This window comes from Streptomyces hydrogenans (genome assembly GCF_014656075.1).
GTDB classification, from domain to species: Bacteria; Actinomycetota; Actinomycetes; order Streptomycetales; family Streptomycetaceae; genus Streptomyces; species Streptomyces hydrogenans.
Genome location: NZ_BNBS01000058.1, coordinates 34,453 through 49,788, shown reverse-complemented (window position 1 = coordinate 49,788; position 15,336 = coordinate 34,453). Strand labels below are relative to the sequence as shown.

Annotated in this window: 19 protein-coding genes; 12 read left to right on the top strand and 7 right to left on the bottom strand. The window is 74.5% G+C overall.

What is annotated here, in order from left to right:
* The coding region (locus IE321_RS23595; RefSeq protein ID WP_190224431.1) for a hypothetical protein at positions 1-595 on the bottom strand (595 nt) is incomplete at its 3' end.
* A 93-nt stretch (positions 596-688) separates the two neighbouring features.
* On the opposite strand from IE321_RS23595, the gene IE321_RS23590 reads away from it, so the two are divergent.
* Genes IE321_RS23590 through amaP form a run of 5 tightly spaced genes read left to right on the top strand, consistent with a single transcriptional unit; the run spans position 689 to position 3,020 of the window.
* Complete coding sequence (locus IE321_RS23590) at positions 689-1,141, top strand: Asp23/Gls24 family envelope stress response protein (RefSeq protein WP_190224430.1); 453 nt, start codon at positions 689-691, stop codon at positions 1,139-1,141.
* A gap of 48 nt (positions 1,142-1,189) precedes the next feature.
* Positions 1,190-1,381 (top strand): hypothetical protein, encoded by a 192-nt coding sequence (locus tag IE321_RS23585; protein WP_190224429.1) that lies wholly within the window; start codon positions 1,190-1,192, stop codon positions 1,379-1,381.
* 6 nt (positions 1,382-1,387) lie between these two features.
* Complete coding sequence (locus IE321_RS23580) at positions 1,388-1,747, top strand: Asp23/Gls24 family envelope stress response protein (RefSeq protein ID WP_190224428.1); 360 nt, start codon at positions 1,388-1,390, stop codon at positions 1,745-1,747.
* Positions 1,744-2,415 carry a DUF6286 domain-containing protein gene (locus tag IE321_RS23575; protein WP_226651710.1) on the top strand — a complete coding sequence of 224 codons (672 nt, stop codon included), beginning with the start codon at positions 1,744-1,746 and terminating at the stop codon, positions 2,413-2,415. Before IE321_RS23580 ends, IE321_RS23575 begins: the two co-directional genes overlap by 4 nt.
* Positions 2,416-2,420: 5 nt before the next feature.
* Positions 2,421-3,020, top strand: a complete 600-nt coding sequence (gene amaP, locus IE321_RS23570; RefSeq protein ID WP_190224427.1) for an alkaline shock response membrane anchor protein AmaP — start codon at positions 2,421-2,423, stop codon at positions 3,018-3,020.
* Positions 3,021-3,038: 18 nt separating this feature from the next.
* Here the strand turns inward: amaP and IE321_RS23565 are convergent, their stop codons facing one another.
* From IE321_RS23565 to IE321_RS23540, 6 genes are all read right to left on the bottom strand, one after another.
* On the bottom strand, positions 3,039-3,794 hold the full coding sequence (locus IE321_RS23565; RefSeq protein ID WP_190224426.1) for an SDR family oxidoreductase: 756 nt from the start codon (positions 3,792-3,794) through the stop codon (positions 3,039-3,041).
* A 4-nt stretch (positions 3,795-3,798) separates the two neighbouring features.
* Entirely contained in the window at positions 3,799-5,583 is a 1,785-nt protein-coding gene (locus IE321_RS23560; RefSeq protein WP_190224425.1) for a glycoside hydrolase family 15 protein, read from the bottom strand.
* A gap of 34 nt (positions 5,584-5,617) precedes the next feature.
* On the bottom strand, positions 5,618-6,490 hold the full coding sequence (locus IE321_RS23555; protein ID WP_190224424.1) for an SURF1 family cytochrome oxidase biogenesis protein: 873 nt from the start codon (positions 6,488-6,490) through the stop codon (positions 5,618-5,620).
* Between the two features lie 101 nt (positions 6,491-6,591).
* The gene (locus tag IE321_RS23550; protein WP_051841618.1) at positions 6,592-6,825 is read right to left on the bottom strand and encodes a metallothionein; all 234 of its coding nucleotides are present in this window, start codon (positions 6,823-6,825) and stop codon (positions 6,592-6,594) included.
* Positions 6,826-6,888: 63 nt separating this feature from the next.
* A complete protein-coding gene (locus tag IE321_RS23545) occupies positions 6,889-7,863 on the bottom strand; it encodes a DEDDh family exonuclease (protein WP_226651711.1) in 975 nt (324 codons plus the stop codon).
* Positions 7,860-8,558, bottom strand: a complete 699-nt coding sequence (locus IE321_RS23540) for a TetR/AcrR family transcriptional regulator (protein ID WP_190224422.1) — start codon at positions 8,556-8,558, stop codon at positions 7,860-7,862. Before IE321_RS23540 ends, IE321_RS23545 begins: the two co-directional genes overlap by 4 nt.
* A 153-nt stretch (positions 8,559-8,711) precedes the next feature.
* On the opposite strand from IE321_RS23540, the gene IE321_RS23535 reads away from it, so the two are divergent.
* The 7 genes from IE321_RS23535 (at position 8,712) to IE321_RS23505 (ending at position 15,323) form a co-directional block, all read left to right on the top strand.
* Entirely contained in the window at positions 8,712-9,509 is a 798-nt protein-coding gene (locus tag IE321_RS23535; protein WP_190224421.1) for an acetoacetate decarboxylase family protein, read from the top strand.
* Positions 9,509-10,393 carry an SDR family NAD(P)-dependent oxidoreductase gene (locus tag IE321_RS23530; RefSeq protein WP_190224420.1) on the top strand — a complete coding sequence of 295 codons (885 nt, stop codon included), beginning with the start codon at positions 9,509-9,511 and terminating at the stop codon, positions 10,391-10,393. The genes IE321_RS23535 and IE321_RS23530 overlap by 1 nt, the downstream gene beginning before the upstream one ends.
* A 20-nt stretch (positions 10,394-10,413) precedes the next feature.
* Positions 10,414-11,721, top strand: a complete 1,308-nt coding sequence (locus tag IE321_RS23525) for an amidohydrolase family protein (protein ID WP_190224419.1) — start codon at positions 10,414-10,416, stop codon at positions 11,719-11,721.
* Positions 11,718-12,968 carry an amidohydrolase family protein gene (locus IE321_RS23520; RefSeq protein WP_190224418.1) on the top strand — a complete coding sequence of 417 codons (1,251 nt, stop codon included), beginning with the start codon at positions 11,718-11,720 and terminating at the stop codon, positions 12,966-12,968. The genes IE321_RS23525 and IE321_RS23520 overlap by 4 nt, the downstream gene beginning before the upstream one ends.
* Positions 12,969-12,992: 24 nt before the next feature.
* Positions 12,993-13,703: a VIT1/CCC1 transporter family protein gene (locus IE321_RS23515; protein WP_043219526.1), complete on the top strand. Its 711-nt coding sequence runs from the start codon at positions 12,993-12,995 to the stop codon at positions 13,701-13,703.
* A gap of 112 nt (positions 13,704-13,815) precedes the next feature.
* Positions 13,816-14,694, top strand: a complete 879-nt coding sequence (locus tag IE321_RS23510) for a sterol desaturase family protein (protein ID WP_043219529.1) — start codon at positions 13,816-13,818, stop codon at positions 14,692-14,694.
* Positions 14,691-15,323 (top strand): lysoplasmalogenase, encoded by a 633-nt coding sequence (locus IE321_RS23505; protein ID WP_190224417.1) that lies wholly within the window; start codon positions 14,691-14,693, stop codon positions 15,321-15,323. Before IE321_RS23510 ends, IE321_RS23505 begins: the two co-directional genes overlap by 4 nt.
* Positions 15,324-15,336 lie beyond the last annotated feature (13 nt).

Genomic DNA, 15,336 nt, shown 5'->3' with positions numbered 1-15,336 from the left:
GGGCCTCCTCGGCCGGCGGGTGCTCGGCCGCCACCGCGAACTCCTCCCCGACCGCCCCGCCCGCCCGGTGCACCGGCGGTCCCAGCACGTCCGTCACCGCCGCCACGCCCGGCACCAGCAGCACCGCCTCAGCCACCGGATCGTCCGTCGCCGGTGCGGCCCGGCCCGGCGGCGGTGCGGCCGGCTCCGGCGCGGGCGCCTCCTCCAGCAGGTCCGTCACCCGCAGATCGGCCTCCACCACCGCCAGCCCCAGCTCCGCCGCCGCCGCGAGGAGCACGGCCCGTAGCTCCTCCGCCGTCTCCGGCAGCGGCCGCCCGGCCGCCACCGCCGCGAACTCCGCGTCGATCCGCAGCGGCCCCGGTGCCAGCCCGCCCGGCGGCACCGGGAAGGGCGGGTCCGGCACCTCCGCCTCCGCCGCCGCGCCGATCCGCAGCGCCCCCGGCACCACGCCCCGCACGCCCGAGGCCACCCGGCCCAGTGCCTCCCGTGCCGCGCGCTCCGCGAGCCAGGCGCCCGCCACCGCACCGAGCGGCAGCAGCCTGCCCGGCGCCAGGCGGTCGCGTACCGCCGCCGTCCAACCGTCACCCGTGGTCATTGCCCCAGCCTGCCGTATCCCCGGAGCGGCATCGGGTAACCGCCCTTAGTGTGGGCGAAGAACCCCGAAATATCCCAGAAGGGGCTGAATCTGATGACGGACAGTGAACGCAGTGGGGAGAGCACCCCGGTCACCAGGAAGGGCGGCGGCACCGCCGCCACCCGGGGCCGGACCACCATCGCCGACGGCGTGGTGGAGAAGATCGCCGGCATGGCCGCCCGCGATGTCGTCGGCGTCCACGCCATGGGCAGCGGGCTCTCCCGCACCCTCGGCGCGGTCCGCGACCGGGTACCCGGCGGGGGCGGCAAGGCGGGCGTCACCCGGGGCGTCAAGGCCGAGGTCGGCGAGGTGCAGACCGCGCTCGACCTGGAGATCGTCGTCGACTACGGCGTCTCCATCGCCGACGTCGCCGGAGCGGTCCGCGAGAACGTGATCGCGGCCGTCGAACGGATGACCGGCCTGGAGGTCGTCGAGGTCAACATCGCGGTCAGCGACGTGAAGCTGCCCGACGAGGAAGAGGACGAGCCCGAATCCCGGCTCCAGTAGCCGGCCGGTACGGACACACGGACCTCAGGGCCCGGAAAGGGGTTCAGCATGAGCATGGCGGTGGTCGGCCTGCTGGCCGGCATGGGTCTCGGCTTCGCCGGATACTTCGGCGGCTTCGGGGCGTTTCTGCTGGTCGCGGCCTTGGGTGCGGTCGGCTTCGTGGCCGGGCGCTTCCTCGACGGCGATCTCGAACCCGGAGACCTGCTCCGGGGTCGCGACCGCGGCGAACGGCGGCGGTGACGGCGGGTGACCACGGACGTCAGGCAACGCCCGCCGGTGCGTGAGCGCGGCGCGACCACGATCGCCGACCGGGTGGTCGCCAAGGTCTCCGCGCAGGCCGCCCGGGAAGCCCTGGGCGGCGTGCCGGCGGGCGGCCACCGGCCGCACGCCTCGGTCGTCGTCCACCGGGACGCCGCCCGCATCTCCATCAGTCTCGAACTCGACTACCCCACGGACGTCGGGCGCCGCTGCGGGGCCGTGCGCGCCCGGGTCCGCGGCCGGGTGGAGGAACTGGTCGGCATGGAGGTCCACGAGGTCTCCGTGCACGTCGAGCGCCTCCACTCCGCGCGCACCGCGCCGGCCGCCAGGAAGGGCCGCCTGGCATGACGACACCCGAACGGCCCACCGTCCCCCCGCAGACCACCGGAACCGACGGCACGGGAGAACCAGGAGGAGCCGGCGAGGACGGCGACGGCGTCCCCGTCCTCGCCGGGGCCGGTACGGACCCCCGGCGGGTCCGGCGCTTCTGGTCGGTCCGGCGGATCCCGGCCGCCCTGGTCGCCGCCGTCGTCCTCGGCGGCACCGGACTGCTGCTGTACGACGTGGCCGCCGTCCGGGCCGACCGCGACGCCATGAGCTGGCGGCGCGAGCTGGCCGACGACCTCGCCGGCCGGCCCCTCGACGACGGTCTGACCGTCGCGGCCGCCGCGGTCGCCGTCCTGCTCGGCGTCTGGCTGCTGGTCCTGGCGTCCACCCCCGGCCTGCGCGCGGTGCTCCCCATGCGCCGCGCCCACCCCGACGTCCGCGCCGGGCTCGACCGGGAGGCCGCCGCCCTCGCCCTGCGCGACCGGGCCATGGAGGTCTCGGGCGTGCAGTCCGTGAAGGTCCGGATGGGCCGCGCCAAGGTCGCCGTCCGTGCCGTCTCCCACTTCCGCCCACTCGACGAGGTCCGCGCCGACGTCGAGCGCGTCCTCACCGACGGCGTCGAGGACCTCGGGCTCGCCCGTCCGCCCGCGCTGACCGTCCGGGTGGACCGCCCGTCCAAGAAGGGGTGAAGCCCGTGAACGCTCCGGTCGCCGCCGTCCTCCGGCGCGTCAACCGCACCCTGCTCGGCCTCGCCGGGCTGCTCCTCGTCGTCGCCGGCGGCGCCGTGCTCGCCGCCGCCTTCGACCTGGCCGTACCGTCCTGGTGGCCCTGGTCCGGCCCCGACGACGTGCTCCTGACCGCCGCCCGGCGGCAGCGGTGGCGGGACGAGGGCTGGTGGTGGCCGACCGTCATCGCCGTCCTCGGGGTCGTCGTCCTGCTCGCCCTGTGGTGGCTGCTCGCCCAGTTCCGCCGGGGCCGGCTCGCCGAGGTCCTGGTCGACACCGGCGACGGCGACGCCGCCGTGCTGCGCGGCCGGGCCCTGGAGGGCGTCCTGGAGGCGGACGCCACCGCGCAGGAGGGCGTGGCCCAGGCGCGGGTCGCCCTCACCGGCCGCCGCACCGCCCCCCGTACCCGCATCGCGCTCCTCCTGGAGCCGTACGCGTCCCCGGGCCAGGCGCTCGCCGGGCTCGGCGGCGAGGCGCTGGACCGCGCGCGCACCTCGGCGGGGCTGGCGGAGCTGCCCACCGAGGCCCGGCTGCGGGCGGTCAAGCACCGGGCCCGCCGGGTGAACTGAACCGGCGCCGGCGTCCCGTCAGAAGCCGTGGCGGGCGCCGCCGTCGACCGGCAGCATCAGGCCCGTCAGGTAGGAAGCGGCCGGGGAGAGCACGAAGGCGGCCGTGCGGCCGAACTCCTCCGGGGTGCCGTAGCGGCGCAGCGGGATCGCCAGCTCGTTGGCCGCGCGGGACGCCTCCGCGTCGCCGGAGAGCGCGTCGAGCTGCCGGACCCGGTCGGTGTCGATCCGGCTCGGCAGCAGCCCGACCACCCGGATCCCGCGCGGGCCCAGGTCGTTGGCGAGGGACTTGGCGAAGCCCGCGAGGCCGGGGCGGAGCCCGTTCGAGATCGTCAGGCCGGCGATCGGCTCGTGCACCGACCCCGACAGCACGAAGCCGATCACCCCGCCCTCGCCCAGCGCCTCGGCCGCCGCCCGGGCGAGCCGCACCGCGCCGAGGAAGACGGTGCCGAAGGCCGCCGCCCACTCCTCGTCGGTGTTGTCCGCCGCGAAGCCCGGCGCCGGGCCGCCGACGCTGATCAGGACGCCGTCGAAGCCGCCGAACCGGGCGCGGGCCTCCGCGATCAGCCGGGCCGGGGTCTCCGGGTCGTCGTTGTCGGCGGCGATGCCCGCCGCGCCCTCGCCCAGCTCCGCGACGGCCGCGGCCACGGTCGCCTCCTCGCGCCCGGTGACCAGCACCCGGGCGCCCTCGGCGAGCAGGGCCTCCGCGGAGGCCCGGCCGAGTCCCCGGGTCGCGCCGGTGACGACGTACACGCGGTCCTTCAGTCCAAGATCCATGGACCTATCCTGCCGCGTCGTCCCCGCCCAGCGCGAGCGCCGTCCCCACCAGTCCGATGTGGCTGAACGCCTGCGGGAAGTTGCCGAGCTGCCGGCCCGACACCGGGTCGTACTCCTCCGCCAGCAGTCCCACGTCGTTGGCCAGTCCCGCGAGCCGTTCGAACAGCTCCCGGGCCTCGTCGGCGCGCCCGGTCATCCGCAGGGCGTCGGCGAGCCAGAAGGAGCAGACGAGGAAGGTGGCCTCCCGCCCGGGCAGCCCGTCGACCGCGCCCGCGTCGGGGGTGTAGCGCCGCAGGAGACCCCGGTGGGTCAGCCCGTCCCGGACCGCGTCCACCGTGCCGACCACCCGGGGGTCGTCCGGCGGCAGGAAACCCACCCGGGGGATCAGCAGGGTGGCCGCGTCGAGCTCCCGCGAGCCGTACGACTGGGTGAAGGTGTTCCGTCCGGGGTCGTACGCCCGGGCGCACACGTCCGCGTGGATCTCGTCCCGCAGCGCCCGCCAGCGGCCCGGCTCGCCGGGCAGCGAGGGGTCCTCCTCCAGGGCGCGCACCGCGCGGTCGGCGGCGACCCAGGCCATCACCTTGGAGTGGGTGAAGTGGCGGCGCGGGCCGCGGACCTCCCACAGGCCCTCGTCGGGCTCGCGCCAGTGCGACTCCAGGAAGCCGAGCAGGCTCAGCTGGAGGTTCCAGGCGTGCCGCTCGGCCGGGATGCCCGCCTCGCGCGCCAGGTGCAGGGTGTCCATCACCTCGCCGTACACGTCGAGCTGGAACTGCTCGACGGCGGCGTTCCCGGTCCGGACCGGGCGCGAGTCGGCGTAGCCGCGCAGCCAGGGCAGGGCGGTCTCGGGGAGCCGCCGCTCGCCGGCCGGCCCGTACATGATCTGGAGGTCGGCGGGGTCGCCCGCGACCGAGCGGAGCAGCCAGTCGCGCCAGGCGGCGGCCTCGTCGGCGTATCCGGCGGCGAGCAGCGCGCCGAGGGTGAGCGAGGAGTCGCGCAGCCAGCAGGCCCGGTAGTCCCAGTTCCGCACGCCGCCGAGCTCCTCCGGCAGGGAGGTGGTGGGGGCGGCGACGATCCCGCCGGTGGGGGCGTAGGTGAGCGCCTTGAGGGTGATGAGGGAGCGGATCACGGCGGAGCGGTACGGGCCCCGGTAGGCGCACCGGGCGGTCCACTCCCGCCAGTCGGCGAGCGACTGCTCCAGGGCCTCGAAGGGGTCGACGAGCGCGGGCCGCCGCTCGTGGGAGGGGTGCCAGGTGAGGACGAAGGCGACGTGTTCCCCGGCGGTGACGGTGAAGGCGGAGCAGGTGGCGAACTGCTGGCCCCAGGTCTTGACCGGGGGTTCGCTGCGCAGCCAGACGGCGTCGGGCCCCGCGACGGCGACCCGGTGTCCCTCGGACCTCCGCATCCACGGCACGATCGAGCCGTAGTCGAAGCGCAGGCGGAGCACGGAGCGCATCTCGACGCGGCCGCTGACGCCCTCGACGATCCGGATGACGTCCGGCGCGCGGTCCCGCTGGGGCATGAAGTCGGTGACCCTGACGGTGCCGGTGCGGGTCTCCCAGAGGGTCTCCAGGACCAGGGAGTCCTCGGCGTAGCGGCGGGAGGTGCAGGTGGTGGCGCCCTGGGGGGCGATCCGCCAGTGGCCGTTGTCCTCGTCGCCGAGGAGGGCGGCGAAGCAGGCGGCGGAGTCGAAGCGGGGCAGGCAGAGCCAGTCGACCGACCCGTCGCGGCCGACGAGCGCGGCGGTCTGGAGATCGCCGATCAGGGCGTAGTCGTCGATGCGTCGGGTCACGCTCTGGGCTGTTCCCGCAAGCGGCGGCGGTCAATCAGCGGGGCGAGGTGGCCTGGATCGCGCTGCCGTCCTCTTGCGTGGCCTCCGGGGCCGTTCCGTCCGGCGCGTCGCCGTCGCCGTCGCCGTTCCCGGTGGTGCCGTCGGTGGTGCCGTCGGCGGTGCCGTTCTCGCGGTCGCGCTTCTCGCGCCGGGCGAGGACGATCCAGCCGACCGGCACGCCGGCCGCGAAGAGCCACCACTGGACCGCGTACGCCATGTGCGCGCCGATCGAGTCGTGGTCGGGCTCGGCGATCTGCTCGGGGGAGCCGCCGGCCGCCTCGGGCTCCGTCTGCTCGATGTAGCCGCCCAGCACCTCGCGGCCGATCAGCTCGGCCTGCTGGCGGCTGCTGATGAGCATCACCTGACGGTCCGGCAGGCCCTTGAGGTCCTTGATGCCGCTGGCGCCGGTGGTCTCGTCGGCCTTGAGCCGGCCGGCGACGGTGACCTCGCCCTTCGGGGCGGGCGGGACGTCGGGGTAGTCGCGCTGGTTGGCCGCGCCGGGCACCCAGCCGCGGTTGACGAGGACGATCCGCCCGTCCTTGAGGACGAGGGGGGTGAGCACGTGCGCGCCGACCCGGTCGTCGGAGGAGGTGCGGCGGCGGACGACGACCTCGTGGGCGGTGTCGAAGGTGCCGGTGGCGGTGACCCGGCGCCAGTAGTCGGCGCGGGGCACGACGTGGCCGGGGGAGCTGAGCTCCTCGACCGGGACCGGCGAGGCCTTCAGGTTGTCCGCGATCAGGGTGTTCTGGGCGACCCGGCGTTCGTGCCGGTGGAACTGCCAGAAGCCCAGCTCGATCATCGTGGGGATGAGGGCGAGGGCGACGAGGGTGAGGATCACCCATTGCCGGGACAACAGGAAGCGGTACACCCCATGACCGTACCTTCGGGCCCGCGGGGCGACCGCACAGGGGGTCGGGTGACCGGCGCCACCCGACCAGGATCGTTTCTTCCGATGGGTACGGGTGCGGTTCACACCCGGTCGACGATGCCCGCCTTCCCCTCCGCGCGGGCGCAGTGGGCGCCGCAGTACCAGTTCCCCTCGACCTCGACGCCCTGTCCGATGACCTGGACCCGGCAGTGCTCGCAGATGGGCGCCATGCGGTGGATGGCGCAGGCGAAGCAGTCGAAGACGTGCACCGCGCCCTGCGCGTGCACCTCGAAGGACATGCCGTAATCGTTTCCGCAGACCTCACAACGTGCCATGCGCCACAGGGTGGGCCCCGGGGCCCGCGCGCGCCGCGCGGCACGCCCGCCGGGGCCGGGGTGTCACCCGTCTGCCGGGGCCACGTCCCGCAGCAGGTGCGCGTAGGCCGCCTCGTCCACGACGGGGGTGCCGAAGCTCTTCGCCTTGACGGTCTTGGAGGTGCCGGCGTCCGGGTCGTTGGTCACCAGCAGGCTGGTGAGGCGGGAGATCGAGCCGGCGACGTGCAGCCCGGCCTCGACGGTGCGGTCCTCCAGGAGTTCGCGGTCGACGGAGGTGTCGCCGGAGAAGGCCACCCGCATGCCCTGCTTGAGCGGCTTGTCGCTCTCGTAGCGGCCGGGGTTGGGGTAGGGGCAGGCCGGCCGCTTCCGGGCGGGGCGCCAGCTGCCCGCCCGGTAGGAGGACTGGGCGCCGATCAGCGGGCGGGCCGGCGCGGAGGCCCACTCGGTCAGCGGACGGCATTCCAGGAGCGGCAGCCGCACGCCCTTCTCCGCCGCCGCGTGGAGGCTGGGGCGGAACGCCTCGGCGAGCACCCGCGCGTCGTCGAGCGCGTCGTGCGCCCGCTGCTGCACCACGCCGAAGTGGGCGGCGAGCGTCGCCAGCTTGTGGTTGGGCAGCGGCAGCGCCAGCTCCTTGGAGAGCGCGATCGTGCAGAGCCGCTGCCGCACCGGCGCGGTCCGCTCGGCGCGCGCGTACTCGCGGGCGATCATCTGCCAGTCGAACATGGCGTTGTGCGCGACGAGGACGCGCCCGTCGAGGCGGGCCGAGAACTCCTCGGCGATCTCCGCGAAGAGCGGTGCCCCTTCGAGGACGTCGCTGGTCAGGCCGTGGATCCAGACCGGGCCGGGGTCCCGCTCGGGGTTCACCAGCGTGTACCAGTGGTCCTCCACGTCCCCCTGCGCGTCGAGGCGGTAGACGGCTGCGGACACGATCCGGTCGTCGCGGGCGAGACCGGTGGTCTCCACGTCGACGACCGCGTACCCCTGGGGGTAGGCGGTCGGCCACGTCGCTGCTGTCGTACGGTCGTCGAGCATGGTCACTGAGAATACGGCCCGCGACCGACAGCGCCGCCCCCGGTGTCCCCGATGTCTGTTATGTCACCCGAGGAGGGTGTCCGAGGGCCCGCCAGGAGGCCCTCGACCAGGGCGCGCACGGAGCTCGCGAAGAGCCGCTCCGACTCGGGCGGGGCCGCCAGGGCGCGGGCGAGGAGCGGGTCGGCGCCGTCGGTCTCGGCGCCCCACAGCTCCTCCTCGGCCGGCGACTGGACCGGCGCCCGCTCGCGGTTGCGCTCCAGGAGCACGTAGCCGACGACCTGGAAGGTGACGGCCCGCACCAGCTCCGCCGCCCGCTCGCCGCGCAGCCCCGCCGCGTGCGCCTCCCGCACCAGGGCCCGTTGGGCCGGCAGGAACATGCGCTCCGTCAGGCCCCGCTCGTGGACCATCGCCACCAGGTGCGGGCGCTCGCGCAGCGCCCGGCGCAGGGCGTGCGCCACCGAGCCGATCCGCTCCACCGGGTCCGCGCCGCGCGGCCGGATCGCGCCGAGGTCGGCCACCGTCCGCTCGGCCAGCGCGTCGAGCAGCGACTCGCGGTTGCCCACGTGCCAGTAGATCGAGGTGACCGCCGTGCCGAGCGCGGCGGCGAGGCCGCGCATGGTCAGTCCGTCCGGCCCGTGCGCCCGCACCAGGGCCGCCGCCGCGTCCAGGACCTCCTCGCGGCTGAGCGTCTGGCGTGCCATCCGGCCACCCTCCCCTGACGTTCCGTCAATTCATCGCGCGCACGCGTCTTTACCCTTCATCGGCGGCGGTGTAACAGTGTTACAGGCCGCCGGCCCGGTCGTCCGGGAGGGCCGGCGGCCGTATCCGTCATCCGTCCGGAAGGGTGGTACGACATGGCACGAGTACGGTACGGGGCGCGCACCGGGGCGGAGAGCGCCGCCGCCCGCGCCGCCGCGGCGAAGCTCCCCGACATCTGGTCCACCGGAGTGGTCGCCCTCTGGGAGACCGATCCCGACGCGGTGGCGGCGGTCCTGCCGCCGCCGCTCGAACCCACCGGCCGCCCCCTGGTCCGGGTCACCATCAGCAAGGTCGACCTGCCCGGCTACCCGCTGGGCGCCGGCTCGCTCTCCGTGGCCGCCGCGCACGGCGCCGTCGAGGGCTGGTACCCGCTGGTCATGCCGATGACCCACGAGCGGGCGCTGATCGGCGGCCGCGAGGTCTTCGGCGAGCCCAAGAAGCTCGGCGAGGTCGTCGTCGAGCGCGAGGGGCTCGTGGTGAACGCCCGGCTCGCCCGCCACGGCATCGCCTTCGTCGAGGTGCGCGGCGCGGTCTCCGGCCCGCTCCCGCCGCCCGAGCCGGTCGAGAAGACCGACTTCTACTTCAAGTTCCTGCCCGGCGTGGAGGGTTCCGGCTTCGACGCCGACCCCGTCCTCGTCCACTGCGTCCGCAACGAGAAGGTCCGCAGGCTGGAGCGGATCACCGGGGACGTCGTCCTGCGCGAGTCGATGTACGACCCGGTCGCCGACCTCCCGGTCCGCCGGCTCGTCGAGATCACCCTCGGCGAGAAGACCTCCGACCAGCGCGGCCGGGTCGCCGAGCGGGTCTCCGCGGAGGCCCTGCTGCCCTACGTCCACCAGCGCTACGACGACCCCGCGCAGATCCTCGACGGCCCCCCGGAAGGAAGCGTCTGATGGAGCTCAGGGAGGGACAGGTCGCCGTCGTCACGGGCGCGGCGAGCGGCATCGGCCGGGCCATGGCCCGCCGGTTCGCCGCCGAGGGGCTCGCGGTGGTCCTCGGCGACGTCGAGCCCGGGCCGCTCGCGGAGGCCGCCGACGAGCTGATGGCGGACGGGGCGCGGGTCCTGGCCCGCACGGTCGACGTCTCCGACCCGGACGCGGTGCGCGCCTTCGCCGACGCGGCCTTCGACACCTTCGGCGCCGTCCACGTCCTCTGCAACAACGCGGGCGTCGGCTCCGGCGCCGAGGGCCGGATGTGGGAGCACGAGCCCAACGACTGGAAGTGGGCCTTCTCCGTCAACGTGTGGGGCGTCTTCCACGGCGTCCAGGCGTTCGTCCCCCGGATGCTCGCGAGCGGCGAACCCGGCCACGTCGTCAACACCTCCTCCGGCGACGGCGGCATCGCCCCGCTGCCCACGGCCTCCGTCTACGCGGTCACCAAGGCGGCCGTCGTGACCATGACCGAGTCCCTGTACGCCCACCTGCGGGCCGAGCACGCGCGCGTGGGCGCCTCCGTGCTCTTCCCCGGGCCCCACATGCTCCGCACCGGTCTGTGGGAGTCGCACCGCAACCGGCCCGAGCGGTACGCCAAGGAGCGCCCGCGCCGGACCCCGTACCGCTCGCTCGACCAGTGGGAGGCCGCCATGAAGGAGGCCGGCCACGAGATCGCCTTCACGCCGGTGGAGGAGGTCGCCGAGCACGTCGTCGAGGGGATCAGGGCCGACCGGTTCTGGATGCTCCCGGCGAGCGAGCACAGCGACCGGCAGATCAGGGCGCGCTCGCGGTCGATGCTCGACCGCGCGAACCCGTCCTACCTGGAGAGCTTCATCCTCGACTGACCCGACCGAGGGGCATGGCCATGAGCTATGAGGACCCGTACCTGATCATCTCGTCCGACTGTCACGCCGGGCTCCCCACCGAGGAGTACCGGCCCTATCTGGAGTCCCGCTTCCACGGTGCCTTCGACGACTTCCTCGCCGGGCGCCAGGCCCGCCGCGAGGCGATGACCCGCCTCGGGGTCCGCAACGAGGACTTCGCGCACAAGTGGTTCAGCGACCACGAGGAGGGGCTGCGCGGCGGCTGGGACCACGCGCAGCGGGTCAAGGAGCTGGACGGCGACGGCGTCGCCGCCGAGGTCGTCTTCCCCGACGCGGACGCCGTCGACAGCCAGACCGCCGCCCCCTTCGGCGTCGGCCTCGGACTCTCCGGCGACCAGGACCCCGAGCTGGGCATGGCGGGCGCCAAGGCGCACAACCGCTGGCTCGCCGAGTTCGTCGCCCACGACCCCGCCCGGCACTGCGGCGTCGCCCTGCTGCCGGTCACCGCCGACCCCCGCGAGGTCGTCGCCGAGATCCACCGGGCCAAGGAGTCCGGGCTCGGCGCCCTGATGATCCCGTCCATGTGGGTCGACAAGGCGCCCTACCACGACCGGCGGTACGACCCGGTGTGGGCGGCGGCCGCCGAGACCGGGATGCCGGTCGTCACCCACTCCGGGGCCGCGCCCCGCGAGGAGTACGGCGACCACCTCGGCATCTACGTCTCCGAGGTCACCTGGTGGCCCGCCCGGCCGCTGTGGTTCCTGCTCTGGTCCGGGGTCTTCGAGCGCCACCCCGGGCTGCGGTTCGGCGTCGCCGAGTCCGGCTGCTGGTGGCTGCCGAACCTGCTCTGGTTCATGGACCGGCTCTACCTCGGCGCGCACGGCGGCAAGAAGCTCTCGCCCTTCGCGGAGCTGAGGCGCCCGCCGAGCGAGTACCTGGACCGGCAGGTCTTCGTCTGCGCCACCAACACCAAGCGGCGCGAGCTGGCGCAGCGGTACGAGATCGGCGTCGACAACATCCTGTGGGGCTCGGACTTCCCGCACCCCGAGGGCACCTGGCCGAACACCCGGAACTGGCTGCGCAGCACCTTCCACGACATCCCGGTGGGGGAGACCCGGCGGATGCTGGGCCTGGCCGCCGCCGAGGTCTTCGGATTCGACGTCCGGAAGCTGGATCCGATCGCCCGGCGGATCGGTCCCACCCCCGCGGACCTCGGCCAGCCCGCCGACCAGGGTGCCGTCGAGGCGTCCTGGGCCCGCTCCCGCGAGACCGGCCGGCACTGGCTCACCGGCGGCGACTTCCCGGTCATGGGCCCGGCGGCCGGTCCGGACGCGGGGGTGGCCCCGTGACCGACCGCCCCGCCGCGGCTCCCGCCGACCGCTACACCGTGATCTCCGCCGACTGCCACGCGGGCGCCGACCTCCTCGACTACAAGCCGTACCTGGAGAAGCGCTTCCACGACGACTTCGACGCCTGGGCGGCCACGTACGTCAACCCGTACGAGGACCTCCTGGCCGACACCGCCGACCGCAACTGGAACTCCGACCGGCGGCTGCGCGAGCTCGAAGCCGACGGCATCGTCGCCGAGGTCGTCTTCCCCAACACCATCCCGCCCTTCTTCCCCTCCGCCTCCCTCATGGCCCCGGCCCCCACCCGGGAGGAGTTCGAGCGGCGCTGGGCGGGGCTGCGCGCCCACAACCGCTGGCTCGCCGACTTCTGCGGCCGGGCCCCCGGCCGCCGGGCCGGCGTCGCCCAGATCCTCCTCAACGACGTCGACGGGGCCGTCCGGGAGATCCGCCGCACCCACGCGGCCGGCCTCACCGGAGGCATCCTGCTCCCCGGCACCCCGCCGGGCAGCGGGCTGCCGGAGCTGTACTCGGAGACGTACGACCCGATCTGGGCCGTCTGCGAGGAGCTGGACGTCCCGGTCAACCACCACGGCGGCTCCGCCTCCCCGCCGCTCGGCGACGAACCCGCCGCCCGCGCGGTCTTCATGGTGGAGACCACCTGGTTCTCCCACCGGGCCCTGTGGCACCTGGTGTTCGGCGGAGCCTTCCGCCGCCACCCCGGGCTCAAGCTGGTCCTCACCGAGCAGGGCTCCGGCTGGATCCCCGGGGTGGTGGAGATGCTGGACTACTACCACGGGCGGCTGGTCGCGGCGGCGAGCCGGGCGGTCACCGCCGAGTCCAGGTTCGGCGCGGGCCTCGCGGACTCGATGGGCCGCAGCCCGGGCGAGGTCTGGCGGGACAACTGCTTCGTCGGCGCCAGCTTCATGCGTCCGCACGAGGTGCCGCTGCGGGACCGGATCGGCCTCGACAAGATCATGTGGGGCAGCGACTACCCCCACGACGAGGGCACCACCCCGTACTCCCGCGAGGGACTCCGCCTCGCCTACGCGGGCCTGCCGCGCGCGGAGGTGGAGGCGATGGTCGGCGGCAACGCGGCCCGCGTCTACGGCTTCGACCGGGCCCTGCTCGACCGGGTCGCGGCCGTCCACGGCCCGACCGTCGAGGAGGTCGCCACGCCGCTGGAGAAGGTCCCGGAGGGCGCCACCAGCCCGGCGTTCGCCCCGGGCGGGTCGGTCCGCGTCTGGTGACCCGGGGGGTGCGACCCTCCTGAGGTGACCGCACCCCCCGCACACGAGCCCCACGGCGGGGCCCTCGGGTCCCGTCTCAACTGGCTCCGCGCCGCCGTGCTCGGCGCCAACGACGGCATCGTCTCCACCGCCGGCCTCGTCGTCGGCGTGGCCGGCGCCACCGAGTCCCAGGCCGCCCTGCTCACGGCCGGACTCTCCGGTCTCCTCGCCGGCTCCCTCTCCATGGCGGCCGGGGAGTACGTCTCCGTCTCGGTCCAGCGCGACTCCGAGACCGCCGCCCTCGCCACCGAGAGGCGGGAGCTCCACGAGAGCCCCGAGGCCGAGCTCGACGAGCTCACCCACCTCCTCACCGCCCGCGGCCTCACCCCCGGCGTCGCCCGCGAGGCCGCCGTGCAGCTGACCGAACGCGACGCCCTCAAGGCCCACGCGCGCGTGGAGCTGGGCATCGACCCCGACGACCTCACCAACCCCTGGCACGCCGCCTGGGCCAGCTTCCTCGCCTTCACCGTCGGCGCGCTCCTCCCGCTCCTCGCGATCGTGCTCCCCCCGGCCTCGGTCCGCCTCTGGATCACCGTCGCCTCGGTCCTCGCCGCCCTCACCCTCACCGGCTGGTGGTCCGCCCGGCTGGCGGCCGCCCCCGCTCCCCGGGCCACCCTGCGCACCGTCGCCGGCGGCGCCCTCGCCATGGCCGTCACCTACGCGGCCGGCTCCCTCCTGGACGTGGCCGGGGTGTGACCGCCGGAGGACCCTTGTCGGAAGCCGCCAAAGGTTGCTGACAAGTCGTCTCGCATACTTGTTGGTAACAACATCTAGCCGTGCGGCGCGGGGGAGCCCTACCGTCGACGGCATGCCCAACCTGCCCGATGTCGTGCTCTGGTCCATACCGGCGTTCGTGCTGCTCACCGTCGTCGAGGTGATCAGCGTCCGGCTGCGTCCCGACGAGGACGCCGCCGGATACGAGACGAAGGACGCCGTCACCAGCGTCGGCATGGGACTCGGGAGCCTCGCCTTCGACGCCCTGTGGAAGATCCCGATCGTCGCGATCTACACCGCCGTCTACGAGCTGACGCCGCTGCGGGTGCCCGTGCTGTGGTGGACGGTCCCGCTGATGCTGCTCGCGCAGGACTTCCTCTACTACTGGCAGCACCGCGGCCACCACGTCATCCGGGTCCTCTGGGCCTGCCACGTCGTCCACCACAGCAGCCGCAGGTTCAACCTCACCACCGCGCTGCGCCAGCCCTGGACCAGCGTCACCGGCTGGCCGTTCTACCTGCCGCTGATCGCCCTCGGCGTGCACCCGGCCGCCGTCGCCTTCTGCTACTCGATCAACCTCGTCTACCAGTTCTGGATCCACACCGAGCGCGTCGGCAAGCTGCCCCGGCCCTTCGAGTTCGTCCTCAACACCCCCTCCCACCACCGCGTCCACCACGCCTCCCAGGGCGGCTACCTGGACCGCAACTTCGGCGGGATCCTGATCGTCTGGGACCGGATGTTCGGTTCCTGGGTCGGCGAGACCGAGCGGCCCGTCTACGGCCTCACCAAGAACATCGAGACCTACAACCCGCTCCGCGTCGCCACCCACGAGTACGCCGCCATCGCCCGCGACGTCCGCGCCGCCGGCGACTGGCGCGAGCGCGCCGGACGCGTCTTCCGCGGTCCCGGCTGGCAGCCGCGGCCCCGCACCGCCCCGCACCACGATCAGACCGCCCCGGAGCCTGCCGCGTGAACACCCTGTCCCGGACCCTGCTCGGCGCCTTCGTCCTCGCCGCCGTCGTCGACCTCGGCTCGCTGCTCGCCGGCGCGGACACCGGCCACCTGGTCGCCAAGCCGCTCCTGATGCCGCTGCTCGCCGCCTACGCCGCCACCCGCGGCGCCCCGCGGCTGCTGATCGCCGCCCTGCTCTTCGGCTGGGGCGGCGACGTCTTCCTCCTGTTCGACGCCGACTGGGCCTTCCTCGTCGGCATGGGCTCCTTCGCCCTCGGCCACGTCTGCTACCTCACCCTCTTCGGCAGGCGCCGCACCTCTCCGGCCCTCGGCGCGCTCTACGCCGTCGCCCTCGTCGGCACCGTCGTCGCCCTCTGGTCCGACCTCCCCGCCGACCTGCGGATCCCCGTCGCCGGCTACTCCCTGCTGCTCACCGCGATGGCCTACCGCGCCAGCGCGCTCGGCGTCCTCGCCGGCACCGGCGGCGCGCTGTTCCTGCTCTCCGACACCCTGATCGCCACCGGCATCGCCGACTGGCCCCAGCTGCCGGCCCCCGACTTCTGGGTCATGCTGACCTACATCGCCGCCCAGTACCTGCTGACCGCGGGTGCACTCCAGGCGATGTACGGTGAACGTCGTACAACCAGCTGACCCGGACGAGGAA